Here is a 12650-nt window from a genome sequence, read left to right on the forward strand (position 1 = left end):
TCCTCGAAGAGGTCATCGCCGAGCACCCGGTCCTGCTGAACCGTGCTCCCACCCTGCACCGCCTCGGCATCCAGGCCTTCGAGCCGCAGCTGGTCAAGGGCGAGTTGCGCGGTGGGCAGCGCGGTCAGCCCCGGGTGGCCGGTGCCGGCGGCCAGCGGCAGTGCCTCGGCGGCGGCACCGGCGGCCTTCGACCAGGCCCCGGTCGCGATCTGGAAGTGGAAGCCTCGGGTGAGGGCGTGCTCCACCATGTTCAGCGCGCCGGCATGGCGGGCGGTGGTCAACTGCTGCTCGTGCAGCCGCAGTCCGCGCTCGTCGTCGTCGATCAGCATCGCGGCTATGCCCAGGTTGGGCTGCAGCAGGTGGTCGCCGACCGGGTCGGCGTCGGTGAGGACGAACGCGCTCCGGAAGTCCTCCGCGGCAGCCGTCCAGTCGCTGCGTACGACAGCGTGGAAGCCGTGCAGCAGGTACCAGGCGGCCCGCACGTGGGACGGCGCGTCCGGCGTGGGCCTGGCCACCAGCGCCGTCGGGTTCACGGCGCGCGGGGATCGGGCGCCGAACGCCGCCAGCGACGCGGCGAGCATCGCCAGTTGAGCCGTCAGCGCCGTGTCCACGCCGGAGGCGACCTCGGCGGCCTGCAGAATGAGGTCGTAGCCGTCGTTCAGCGAGTGGGTGTTCCACTCGATCTGCCCCTGCAGCGCGAGCAGTTGAGCCCGGAGCAGTGGATCGGTCACGTCCGCCCTGGCGGCCTGGGCCAGTGCCGAGGCACGCGAGGGGTGCGCGCCCAGCCAGGCCGAGGACGCGGCCAGGTACAGCCGCCGGCCTCGCGCGCCACCGTCGGCGGTGAGCTCGGCGGCCCGGGCCCACGCGGCGGCCGCCGCCTCGTGGCCACCGCGGGCCGAAGCGCGCTCGGCCACCCCGTCGAGGGCGGCGACGACGTTCTCGTCGGGCCGGTCGGCGGCGGCGGCCAGGTGCCAGGCCCGCCGCTCGGGGTCGCCGGTCAGCACCTCGGCGAGCACACGGTGCGCGGCGCGGCGCTGTGCGCTGGTGGCCGCCCGGTAGATCGTCGAGCGCACCAGCGGGTGGTAGAGGGCGACGGTAGCGCCGTCCACGCGCAGCAACCCGGACCGCTCCACCGCGTCCAGGGCGGTGTCGGCGGCGTCGAGGCGCTCGGCGGCGTCGCGGACCACGGTCAGCCGGGCGGTGTCGTCGGTCGCGGCGACCAGCAGGAGCCGCTGCGCGGGTTCGTCCAGGCGGCGGTATCGGTCGAGGAAGGCGCGCTCCACGCCGTCGGTCAGCGGCAGCGGGGCGGGCAGCGGCGCCCGGCCGGTCAGTTGGTCGGTGGTGAGTACGACGGCCAGCTCGACCAGCGCGAGTGGGTTGCCGCCGGTACCCGTGACCAGTTGGTCGCGCACCGCCGGGTCGATGCCGGCCCCGGCATGGGCGGACAGCAGCGTGTCGGCATCGGCGCCGCTCACGCCGCCCAGTGTGACGGTGGGCAAGTCTCTGGCGTCGAAGCGGCGGACGTCGCCGTCGCGTGCGGCGAACAGCAACGCCACGCGCTCGGCTTGCAGCCGGCGTGCGGCGAACAGCAGCGCCGCGGCCGACGCGTCGTCGAGCCTGTGGGCGTCGTCGACGATGACCAGCAGTGGCGCCTGTTCGCCGGCGTCGGCGAGCAGGCTCAGCGTGCCGAGGAACGCGAGGAAGCGGTCGCCCTCGTTCTCGGCCTCGCCCATCGCCGCGCGCAGTGCCGCGGCCTGTGGCGCCGGCAGGGTGTCGATACAGGTGCGCAGCGGCCACAGCAGCCGTTGCAGCGCGGCGAAGGCCAGCGGCGATTCGGACTCCACGCCGGAGGTGCGTAGCACCCGCAGGTCCGAGGCGGTTACCAGCGCATCGGCCAGCAGCGTCGACTTGCCGACCCCGGCGACGCCGCGCACCACCAGCGAGCCGCCGCTGCCGGCGCGGGCGGCGTCGAGCAGGGCGGCGATCGCCGCACGTTCGGGTTCCCGTCCGACCAGCACGGCTCCGATGCTATCGAACACGCGTCGGCACAGTCCTGGATCAGGACCAGCATCAGCATCAGGACCGGGACGAGTACCGGCCTCAAGACGCGCATCAAAACCCCTCATCAGGACCGGGAGAGATGACCGCGTGCGTGATCACGCACGCGGCGAGCGTGGCAGCCGACCACCGCCCCGGCCTCCGGCCAGGAGCCATGTCGGCCCACCCCGCCGCCGAACCGGCGGCTTCCACCGACGGGCATCGGTCCCCCCCATGCGCCGGCCGCGCACAACCCGGTCGCCCCGGCGCCCGCACCCTGATCCAGGGGCGGCCCCGTCGTCGTGCTGCTGCTGACCGGGCCGATCCCGGCGGAAAACCCGGCGATTTCCCCGGTGAGACGCACCGACCCCGGCGCCCACTCTTGCTCCTGACGGCGCCGGCATCGCCGCCGCCGTCGACGACGCGGCCTGTGCCCTCGTCCCGTGACACCGTCCATCCCGCACACCACCCGGAGGTCCGCCGTGTCCAGTACATCGCCCGCCCTCAGCGCCACCCCCGAGCACACCGAACCCCTGGCCCTTCGTACATCGCTGCGCCTGTCCGCCACTCTGCTGCTCGCGGGACAGCTCCTCTACATCGGCGTCACCCAGTTCCACGCCGACGGGGACGCGAACAACCACCGCGCCGTGTTCGGCGAGTACGCCGCCAGCGGGAGCTGGACGGTCGTACACCTCGGCCAGTTCGCCGGCATGGCGGTCTTCCTCGCAGGCCTGTTCGCCCTGTTCTCCGCCCTGGACCTGCGGGCGGCAACGGCGAGATGGGCGGGCCGATTCGGTGCCGCTTCGGCGGTGGCGGCGCTGGCGCTGTACGGCGTCCTCCAGGCGGTGGACGGGGTCGCCCTCAAGCAGGCCGTGACCGCGTGGGTGAGCGCCCCGAGCGCCGAGAAGACGGCACGCTTCGCGAGCGCCGAGGCGATCCGCTGGCTTGAGTGGGGAGTCAGGAGCTACCACGACTTCGCTCTCGGTCTCGCACTGCTCCTGTTCGCGGTCGCGGCCGCGCGGACGGCCTGGGTCCCGCGGCCGATAGTCCACCTGATGGGGCTTTCCGGCCTCGCCTACCTCGTGCAGGGCTGGGTGGTCGGCACCGGGGGTTTCTCGCAGACGGAGACCATCGCCATCGTGCTGGCGTTCGTCCTGGACGTGGCATGGATGATCTGGCTCGTCGTGACCGCGTGGCGGATGCCGGATTCGGAGGCCCCGTCGCCCAGTTGATGAAGGCATGGGCCCCGCGGCGCCGGTCCCCTTCGACATCGCCGGCGACAGCGCCGAATCGTGAACGACACGTCGCCTCGCCGACGACCGCGCAGACGCGGAGGCGAAGACCGGCGGCCACCCATTCCCACCCCGTTCGCCGTACCCGGTGGCAGGCCCGGCAGTGGCGCAACCGGGTGCGGTCCCGACGCACAGGACCACTGACCCGGCCGGCCCCGGCGAAGAACCCGGCGATCTCCCCGGTGAGACCGACCCGCCCCCGGACCGACTCTGCTGTCCGACCGCACCACCACCGACCACACATCGAGGAGTTCCCCTTGCTCTCCGGTACACCCCGCACCTTCATCGGCTCGACCACGTTCGAAGTCACCGGCGTGACCTGCGCACATTGCGTCCGCTCCGTCACCGAGGAGGTCTCGAGGGTCGCCGGCGTCGAGTCCGTCACCGTCGACCTCGCCACCGGCAGCGTCACCGTCACCGCCTCCCAGCCCGTCGACCGCGCCAACAACGCCGCCGCGGTCGACGAGGCCGGCTACGCCCTCGTCCCGTGACCCGCGCCCTGCCCTGGAGACATGCCGTGCACAGCCCATCCGCCACCCCGGGCACAGCCCCCGCGCCCGCAGACACCATGGCGCACGGCGGCTACCGCCCGAGCGCCAAGAAGTTGGCTCTGCACTATGCCGAGATGGTCGTGGCCATGGCCGTCGGCATGGTGGTCCTGCACCCGGTGTGGATGTTCGTCCTCGACGCTCTCGGCGCCGCCGGACTGATGCGCAACCCGTACTCCGGCGCGCTGATCACGGCGACGAACATGACGGTGGCCACGTCCGCGTGGATGAGGTTCCGTGGCCACCGTTGGCGGCCCATCGCCGAGATGGGCGCGGCCATGTACGTGCCCTTCCTGGTGCTGTTCGTGCCACTGGCGCTCGACCTCATCGACACCGGCGCCCTGATGTTGTGGGGCCACCTGCTCATGGTCCCGGCGATGGCCGTGGCCATGCTGCTGCGCCCGCACGACTACGCCCACTGCTGAGGCCCCCACCCCGGCGACGCCGGTGGTACCTGCGGCCTCACTGAACCCGACCCGGGCGACGGGAGCCGTCCCCCCGCTCCCGCCGCCACGTCCGTCCCGTCCTACGACCCCGCCCTACCCCGCCAGAGGACACCCGCGATGCCCCCCAGACCGCCCACAAACGGATGATCAGATGGGCCGTCGCCGGCACCTGGGAGATGATCCTCACTGCCGTCCCGGCCGTGGCGGACGCAGCCGACGACATCGACTGGACCGTGTCGGTGCACTCCACCATCGTCCCGGCCCACCAGCACGCAGCCGGAGCACTCAAAAGGGAGCGGTCCGCACCGGTGAGCCCGCCGATCACGCGCTCGGGCGCTCCCGCGGCGGGCTGAGCACCAAGGTCCACCTGGCCGCGGACGGCCGCGTACGGCCCCTCGCCCTCACTGCCACCGCACAGGCCAGGCCGGTGATGCACCCGCCTTCGAGACGGTGATGTCCCGCATCCGCGTGCCCCGCACCGGCCCCGGCAGGCCCCGGACCCGGCCACTGGCCGTTCTGGCAGACCGCGCGTATTCCTCACGCGCCATCCGCAGCCACCTGCGGCGCCGAGGCATCCGAGCGGTCATCCCACAACCGTCCGACCAAGTCGGCCACCGCCTGCGGCGAGGCCGTCCCGGTGGCCGTCCACCTGCCGTGGGGCTACCGCGACATCGGGCACAGCCAGCCGTCACCAGCCTCGCCGGACCTCACCGTAATGATCCGCGCCATCCGCTGACAGGGGCAATTGGTGTCTCGGCGACCACCCACCGCAGCGACACCCGTTCTCGACGCCGGCCATGACTGACAAACAATCACCAGGGCACGGGCGTTCCGTCCCAGGAGAAGAAGCCACCGGTGGGACCGTCGTCCGAAAGCAAGGCCAGGCGGAGGGCACCCTGCGCGGCCTCGGCCGGGTCGCCGCCCGCAGCGGCCCGGGGGTTGAGATCGGTGGCCCGCAGGCCGGGGGCGAGCGAGTTGACCTTGAAGCCGTCCTCGGCCAGCGTCTGGGCGTAGAAGACGGTGAGGGCGTTGAGGGCGGCCTTGGACGACCGGTAGGCGGCAGCGCCCCCGCTTCCCGGGGTGAACTGCGGGTTGGGATGTGTGCTCCACACAAGCGATGCGGTGCCACTGGAGATGTTGACGATGCGCGGGTGCGGGGACCGGCGCAGGGCGGGCAGGAAGGCGTTGGTCACCGCCACCACCCCGAACACGTTGGTCTCGTACGTGTGCCGGAATTCTTCGACGCCGGTGGCGGCCGGTGGAGCGAGGGACGGTGAGATGCCGGCGTTGTTGACCAGCACGTCCAGGCGCTCCACCTGAGCCGCGGCTTGTGAGATGCCGTCGGGATCCGTCACGTCGAGGATCAGCAGCCGGGCGCCGGCACCGATCTCCTCGACGGCCCGCTGTCCGCGCCCGGCGTCGCGGGCGCCCACGTACACGGTGAGGCCCTCGGCCGCGAGTAGCCGGGCGATGTGCTTGCCGATGCCCTTGTTGGCACCGGTGACCAGAGCTGTGCGATCGTTCATGGAAACCACGGTCCCCTGGCGGTGGGCGCCCTGCCAGGGACAGTCTGTACCAGGCAAGCGGCAGGAGGTGGCATGGCACGGGAGGAGCTGGCCCGCTTCCTGCGGGAGCGTCGGGCGGGTCTGCGTCCGCACGAGGCCGGGCTGACGACGACGGGCACCGCCCGCCGTACGCCGGGCCTGCGTCGCGAGGAGGTGGCGGAGCTCGCCCACATGTCGGTCGACTACTACACGCGGCTGGAGCAGGCCCGGGGACCGCGGCCATCGGCCCGGATCCTGGACGCGCTGGCCCAGGTCCTGCGGCTCACGCCGGCCGAGCGCAGCCACCTGTTCCGCCTGGCGGGATCGAACGCGCCGCCCGGCAGCAACGCGGTGCGGCGGGTGCGCCCGCACGTCGCCCGGATGCTGGAGCGGCTGCCGGAGACCGCTGCCATCGTCACCGACGCGACGTACGGCGTCGTCGCCTGGAACCCCCTGGCCCAGGCACTGCTCGGCGGCGACCTCGAACGCGGAACGACGAACCTGGCCCGGCGCCGTTTCCTGGGCCAGGGACGGATGTACGAGAGCTCCGGCACCGAGGAGTTCGGGCACATCGTGGTGGCGCGGCTTCGCCGGGCCGCTGACCGCTACCCGCACGACCCGAAGGTGACCGCCCTGCTGGCCGAACTGCACGCCGGCAGCGAGGAGTTCAGGCAAATCTGGCAGACACGTCCGGTCCACGCTCCCGGGCACCGCACCAAAACCCTAGGTCACCCGGAAGCCGGCACGCTGCGATTGAATTGCGACGTCCTGCTCGTGCCCGAGGATGACCAGGAAGTTGTTCTGATCACTGCCGACCCCGGATCACCTGCCGTGCGGGCCCTGCACAGGCTGGCCAGGCAGGCAAGCTGAAACGAAAGACACGCCCAGATCCTGTTCTGGCGTTCATGAAACAGCGTGACTGCCGTAGAGCGGTATCTGCAGCGGGTACGGCTGTCATGGAGCGGAACACCCCTCTCCGCTCCACTGTCTTGAGAACGGCACTTCTGACGCTTCGGTGGCTACGCGGCGTCCACGGCGGTGCAGGCGGCCATCACCGCGTGGGCCGCGGAGACCGGGGAGAGCCGGTACGAGGGAGCAGGCGGTCGGCTTCAGCCGTGCAGGTGCTGGAGGGCGGAGGCAGGTGTCCTGCTTACGAACCAGCCGTCCACACGCGGGCCGACGAGGTCGGCCGGCCAACCGGCCGTCTCCACAGCGGCCTCGTACACCGCGTCGCCGAACGCCACGATGGACTGATGCGGGTCGTCGGTCCGCCGCAGGACATCCCATGGCAGTAGCACCAGACCGACATCAGGATTCCAGGTGGCGCCCGGCACTCCCCAGGACCGGCCTTCCAGCCTGTCCGGCTGGGGCCAGATGTAGGCGTACATACCAATGCTCGGCGTATTCGGCAGGTTCTTGAACGAGAAGCCCACCGAGACGTACGCGTTGAGCTGGGCGTTCTGCATGAACGGTGGAACGTTCTGCGGCGGGGCGGTGGGCTGCGCCCGGTGTCGGGTGGCGGACAGGTCGAAACCGCCCCACATCACACCGACCCGGGGACGGTGGCCGAGGAAGGGTGCCTGCCAGGATTCCAGCCCGTCGGTAGCCAGGTTCATGGCCTGCCACATCAGGCGGGCCGCCTGCGGGTCCCACGCCCGTTCGGTGTGGTCGTCCTCGAAGGTCGGTGGGGCGTCTGGGATCTCGCAGATCAGCGAGGTGCGCGGGCGGGGCATACCGAGCTCAGCCGCGATTTCGCAAAACGACCGGTAGAACGAGGCGACCGACCTCCCGGACCACGGCAGTCTCCGCTCATCCTTGTCCGTCTCGATCACGACGTCACCGTCGAGCAGACGGTAGTGCACGGTGAAGGTGACATCTCGGTGGCGGAGCGTCGGCGTGGCGAGTCCGCGGGGCGTGACGCCCAGGACAATGTTGCCCCAGCCCGCTTCGAAGGGAGCGTCCAGGCTGTACTTGCCAGCGACCTGAACGATCCGGTTCACGTAGTCGACCATGGGCGCCAGTTCCGCGTAGTCGAGTTCCGGCCACGCGTCGAGACGTTCGCTCACGGGGAGCCTCCCATCGTGTCGATGAAAATCACCGGTAACGTCGGCAGGGGGTGGGGAGGGATACCGGGGCCGCTGCGCACGCGTCGCCGCACGGCGACGGGCGGGCCGAAGTACGAAGTGCCGTCCCGCCCCATCGTTCCAGGTAGCTCACCACGCCGCATCCTCGCCCGTGGTGCCTCCCATCGCGTGCCGAGTCGCCACCGGCGGCACGTCCTGCCGGATCCCCCGGAGCGTGACACGATAAAACGAGGTGAGGCCGGGGACGCCGCCGGTGCGAGACTCTCCCCACCGGCCGGGCGTGACCCACGCAGCGGCGCGGCGACGATCGCACAGGAGACCCGCCGGCACGAACACCCTGGCGAGCGAGGCGCCGACGGCCCGTCTCGTACGACCGACCGCGCCAAGCCGGTGAGCTTCGCCCCGGCAAGGGAGGTCAGGAGGAACTCAGCATGGCGTCGTCCGAAACGACCGGCTCGCAGCCCAATGGCACCGCGGGGATCGAGCCGCAGGAGAGGACGGGCACTGGGGAGCCGTCCGACGCGAGCGGGATGCAGTTCGGCATCTTCACCGTCGGTGATGTCACTACCGACCCCACGACGGGCCGTACGCCCACCGAGGCGGAACGCATCCAGGCCACCGTCGCCATCGCACGCAAAACCGAGGAGGTGGGCCTGGACGTCTTCGCCACCGGAGAGCACCACAATCCGCCATTCGTGCCGTCCTCGCCGACCACCCTGCTCGCCTACATCGCCGCGCAGACCCGGCGGATCATCCTGTCCACCTCGACCACGCTGATCACCACCAATGATCCGGTCAAGATCGCCGAGGACTTCAGCGTGCTCCAGCACCTGTCCGGCGGCCGCACCGACATCATGCTCGGACGTGGCAACACCGGCCCGGTGTATCCCTGGTTCGGGCAGGACATCCGCGACGCGCTCGAGCTGACCGTCGAGCACTACGGGCTGCTGCGACGGCTGTGGCGCGAGGAGGTCGTCGACTGGGAGGGCAAGCTGCGCACCGCGCTGCAGGGCTTCACCCTCGCGCCCCGCCCCTTGGACGACGTACCTCCCTTCGTGTGGCACGCCTCCATTCGCACGCCGGAGGTTGCCGAGCTGGCCGCCTACTACGGCGACGGCTTCTTCGCCAACCACATCTTCTGGCCGTCCTCCCACACGCGGCAGTTGGTGAACCTGTACCGCCGGCGGTTCGCCCACTACGGCCACGGCACCCCGGAACAGGCCATCGTCGGTCTGGGCGGGCAGGCCTTCATACGCCCCAACAGCCAGGACGCTATGAGCGAGTTCCGGCCCTACTTCGACAACGCGCCCGTCTACGGACACGGCCCCACGCTGGAGGAGTTCACGAAGCTGACCCCGCTGACGGTCGGCTCGCCGGCGCAGGTGATCGAGAAGACGCTGAGCTTCCGCGAGTACGCCGGCGACTACCAGCGCCAGCTCTTCCTCATGGACCACGCCGGACTCCCCGTGAAGACGGTGCTGGAGCAGCTCGACCTGCTCGGCGAAGAGGTAGTACCGATCCTGCGCAAGGAGTTCGCGGTCGGCAGACCGGCCGACGTCCCGGCCGCGCCGACGCACCAGTCGCTGCTGCGCGAGTGGGAACGCGCCGAGGCGGAACAAGCCGGGGCGGCACAGCATGCCCGCCACGAGCGGGAACGGTCCACCGGCAACAGCGAAGAGAATCCGGAGGCTCGATGAAGATCACGATCATCACGGGCGGGCTCCGCGAGCCCTCCTCGACCCGGCTGCTCGCGGACCGGCTTGCCGCGGCCGTGATCCAGGACCTCGAAAAACAGGGCATCCAAACGGAGTTGACCTTCGTGGAACTGCGTCCCCTCGCCCACCCCATCATGGACGCGATGCTCACCGGGTTCACCGGGGAGGCACTGGAGGAGGCGTTCCAGCAGGTCGCGGAGGCGGACGGGGTCATCGCCGTCACGCCTGCCTTCAACGCCTCCTTCAGCGGATTGTTCAAGTCCTTCTTCGATGTGATGCCGGAACAGGCCCTGGCCGACATGCCCGTCCTCATCGGCGCGACCGGCGGCACCGAGCGGCACTCTCTGGTGCTCGAACACGCCCTGCGGCCGATGTTCTCGTACCTGCACGCGATCGTCTCGCCTCGGCCCGTCTACGCCGCGACCAGCGACTTCGGCACCCAGACGGGGGCGGCCCTGGGAGAACGCGTCACCGCTGCCGCCGCCGACTTCAGCCGCCTGCTGCGCGCGTGCGGACCTCGTGCACGTCGCGAGATCGTCGACGAGGACCTCGCCTCCATGCAACGGCTGCTGAGCGAGACCTGACCGACGCGCCCCCCCCGCTGCGACCTACCTGGAGAGAGGCCGTTCCTGGATGCAATCGGTCTGACAGGACGCTTCGCGCTGGTCACCGGTTCGACGCAGGGCATCTGGCTCTGTCGGCGAGTTACGAGAGCGCCTGTTGCTCAGCGGCGAGAGCACCTTCGTTCACGGGAGAGTGATGTCGCTGAGTTTTGAGAGCACCTGGATGCCTGCTTCGTGACCATGGTTGTGCTTCGCATGACGAGGGGGCCGGGTGCTGCCGAAGTCCGAGGTCGATCTGTACGCGGTGATCCGCTGTGCCAGGGGGTCCGGGTGGTGGCGGAAGAAAGGCAGGCCGGCGCTCATCGCCGCTTCCCGATCTGCGCCTCGGACAGTCTGTCCGCATGGACGGCCGTCATCAAGAGGCGACGTTGGATCTGGCAGCGGCGCGGGCGCTCGCGTGCTCCTGCGGTGTCGTCCGGGCACGGGGCCCGCACTCCGGCCCAGGAGGGCCGGTCCCGTCTGCCGGGCGGGCCGGCAATCCCATCAGAGCTGCGCCCGGCGAAGGGTGTTTCGTGGGGCTGGTGAGGGCTGTTTCGGGGTGGATGTGGAATCTGCCATCCCGTGCGGTTTCTGTCGGGGTGTTTTTGTGTGTGGTTTGTTTGAGGGCTATGGGGTGGTTGGGGTGGTGTGTTGGGTTTGTTGGGTGAGTGTGGTGATTCGTTTTTCTGCTGAGTGTCGGTGGGGGTATTGTCCGGCGAATTCTCCGTGGGGGTTGTAGACCTCGTAGCGGTCGGCTATCTGCTGGATCGTGAAACCGTTTTGGTTGGGTGTGGGGGTGTGGTGGGCCGCCATGGTTTCTGGTCCTTCTCGGTTGGTGTGGGGGGTTCGGGGTGCCTGTCGGTGGGCCTGGTCACAAGTCTGGGCGTGCTTTTGTGTTCGGTTGGTCGGCCGATTGGTGGAGTGTGTGGTGGGGCTTGTCGTCGGCGGTATGGCGGGGGTGGGGGAGTGGGCGGTCCCGGCGGGCGGAGGCGGCGAAGGGGCGGTGCTGGGTTGGGGGTGGGTTGCTGGTTGCCGGGAGGGTGGGCCGGTCGGGTCCGGGCTGGGTGGGCCTGGGTGGGGGTGGTGTGGTGCTTGCTGGTCGGGGCTTCGGTGGCGAGGGCGTTCGGTGGCGTCGATGCCGAAGTGGTGGTGTGTCGGTGTGGTGTCGGGGTGGCGTGGTGTGAGGCGGGCTGGTGACCGGCGGGTGTGGTGACCGGCCGGTGTGCTGTGGGTCGGTCGTGGCGGTCTTGGGCAGGGTGATGCGGGGTGGCGACGGCCGGGTGTTTGGGGATGGCCGGGTGTTGGGGTGGCGGGTTTTGTCGTCGGCTGGTGCCGGTTCTCGTGAGACTTTCCACGGCCAGGATCCCGGCTCGTCTGCGTCTTGCGGCTGTGCCCGTGACTGTGGTCGGGGTTGTGGCTGTGGTCGGGGTGGTTCGGTTGGTTGGTGTTGTCGGTTGCTGCTGCCGGTTTCCGCGAGTCGTGCCGCGTTCGCGGCATCGAGCGTGCGCCTGGACCTGGTCCGGTCCTTGGATGGGGTGTCGGGTTGCGGCGTGGTCGTGGTGTGGCGGAGTGGGCCCTTGCCCGGGGTCGGGCGATGGCCGGGGATGCGTGTTGTGGGCTCGGTCGGGATTGAGCCGGGTCGGCCGGGTGGCGGTCGCCGTCGGTGCTCTGACCAGGGTTTTCGTACTGGTCGCGGTTCTGGTTGTGCACCGTATCGGTCGTAGCGTCCGCATCTTGGGGATTGGCGTCTGTGCCGGTGATGCGGCCCGGGCCGTGGTGGCGGGTGGCCTGGAGGTCGCTGCCGGGTATGCTGGCGCCTTCGCCGGTGTCTTGGACATCGTGTCGCTCTGCCTTCAGTGCCTTCATGCCCAGGGGTGCCGCGTGCTGGCCTGGGGTGTACCGGTGATACCTGGGTCGGTGCCGCGATCCGTGAGGACGGGCCCGTGTCGTGTTCCGTGAGGACGGGCTCGTGTTCGAGTTGCGGTGTGTGATCGCTGCCCGGCTCCCGGCGGCGCGCACGGCTCCCCGCGCCGGACACTCCCGTGCACCAGGAGTCCGGGCCTTGACGACCTGACCGGACTGACCTGACGGTCCCGGCTCGGGTGGTCCCGGTTCGGGTGGTCCGGGTTTGGGTGGTGGGTTGTGCATTCAACGACCGCGGGAGCGCTCTGGTGGGTCCGGTGTGAAGCCTGTCGGGGGCCGCGGTGTGCCCGTGGTCGCGGCGGATCGCCGCAGGTACACGCCCCGGGTGGTGCTGCTGACGTGTAGCACCGCCGCCTGCGGATCCCGCTGTCGCGGGGCGTGCGTGTTGTGCGGCGCCCTCCCGGCCTTCCGGGCAGGGTCTCTGGGCTGGTGTGTCGGCGAGGGTGTGGTTGGTGCGTC

The 12650-nt window shown here is 70.5% G+C and carries 9 protein-coding genes and 3 pseudogenes; 9 read left to right on the forward strand and 3 right to left on the reverse strand.

What is annotated here, in order from left to right:
* Nucleotides 1-1610 precede the first annotated feature (1610 nt).
* A pseudogene (locus ACWEN3_RS27875) lies at nt 1611-2126 on the reverse strand (ATP-binding protein); the annotation flags it as partial.
* 393 nt (nt 2127-2519) lie between these two features.
* Between ACWEN3_RS27875 and ACWEN3_RS27880 the strand changes: the two are divergent.
* The 6 genes and pseudogenes from ACWEN3_RS27880 to ACWEN3_RS27905 all read left to right on the forward strand — a co-directional run.
* Nucleotides 2520-3269, forward strand: a complete 750-nt coding sequence (locus tag ACWEN3_RS27880) for a hypothetical protein (RefSeq protein ID WP_452976227.1) — start codon at nt 2520-2522, stop codon at nt 3267-3269.
* A gap of 317 nt (nt 3270-3586) precedes the next feature.
* Nucleotides 3587-3820, forward strand: a complete 234-nt coding sequence (locus tag ACWEN3_RS27885) for a heavy-metal-associated domain-containing protein (RefSeq protein WP_452976229.1) — start codon at nt 3587-3589, stop codon at nt 3818-3820.
* Nucleotides 3821-3846: 26 nt separating this feature from the next.
* Complete coding sequence (locus ACWEN3_RS27890; protein ID WP_452976231.1) at nt 3847-4302, forward strand: hypothetical protein; 456 nt, start codon at nt 3847-3849, stop codon at nt 4300-4302.
* A 164-nt stretch (nt 4303-4466) separates the two neighbouring features.
* Entirely contained in the window at nt 4467-4676 is a 210-nt protein-coding gene (locus ACWEN3_RS27895; protein ID WP_452976233.1) for a hypothetical protein, read from the forward strand.
* Nucleotides 4652-4971: pseudogene (locus ACWEN3_RS27900) on the forward strand (transposase); the annotation flags it as partial. The gene ACWEN3_RS27895 and the pseudogene ACWEN3_RS27900, both read left to right, overlap by 25 nt.
* A 1-nt stretch (nt 4972) precedes the next feature.
* Nucleotides 4973-5059: pseudogene (locus ACWEN3_RS27905) on the forward strand (GNAT family N-acetyltransferase); the annotation flags it as partial.
* 76 nt (nt 5060-5135) lie between these two features.
* Here ACWEN3_RS27905 and ACWEN3_RS27910 read toward each other — a convergent pair.
* Nucleotides 5136-5849, reverse strand: coding sequence for an SDR family oxidoreductase (locus ACWEN3_RS27910; RefSeq protein WP_452976235.1), 714 nt, complete (start codon nt 5847-5849; stop codon nt 5136-5138).
* Nucleotides 5850-5921: 72 nt separating this feature from the next.
* Here ACWEN3_RS27910 and ACWEN3_RS27915 point away from each other — a divergent pair, with 72 nt between their 5' ends.
* Entirely contained in the window at nt 5922-6737 is an 816-nt protein-coding gene (locus ACWEN3_RS27915) for a helix-turn-helix transcriptional regulator (protein WP_452976237.1), read from the forward strand.
* A 239-nt stretch (nt 6738-6976) separates the two neighbouring features.
* On the opposite strand, the gene ACWEN3_RS27920 is transcribed toward ACWEN3_RS27915, so the two are convergent.
* Nucleotides 6977-7933, reverse strand: coding sequence for a DUF5996 family protein (locus ACWEN3_RS27920; protein WP_452976239.1), 957 nt, complete (start codon nt 7931-7933; stop codon nt 6977-6979).
* A 548-nt stretch (nt 7934-8481) separates the two neighbouring features.
* On the opposite strand from ACWEN3_RS27920, the gene ACWEN3_RS27925 reads away from it, so the two are divergent.
* Nucleotides 8482-9648 (forward strand): CE1758 family FMN-dependent luciferase-like monooxygenase, encoded by a 1167-nt coding sequence (locus tag ACWEN3_RS27925; protein WP_452976243.1) that lies wholly within the window; start codon nt 8482-8484, stop codon nt 9646-9648.
* The gene (locus tag ACWEN3_RS27930; protein ID WP_452976241.1) at nt 9645-10250 is read left to right on the forward strand and encodes a CE1759 family FMN reductase; all 606 of its coding nucleotides are present in this window, start codon (nt 9645-9647) and stop codon (nt 10248-10250) included. The genes ACWEN3_RS27925 and ACWEN3_RS27930 overlap by 4 nt, the downstream gene beginning before the upstream one ends.
* The last annotated feature ends 2400 nt before the right edge of the window (nt 10251-12650 follow it).

This window comes from Streptomyces sp. NPDC004561 (assembly GCF_053602155.1).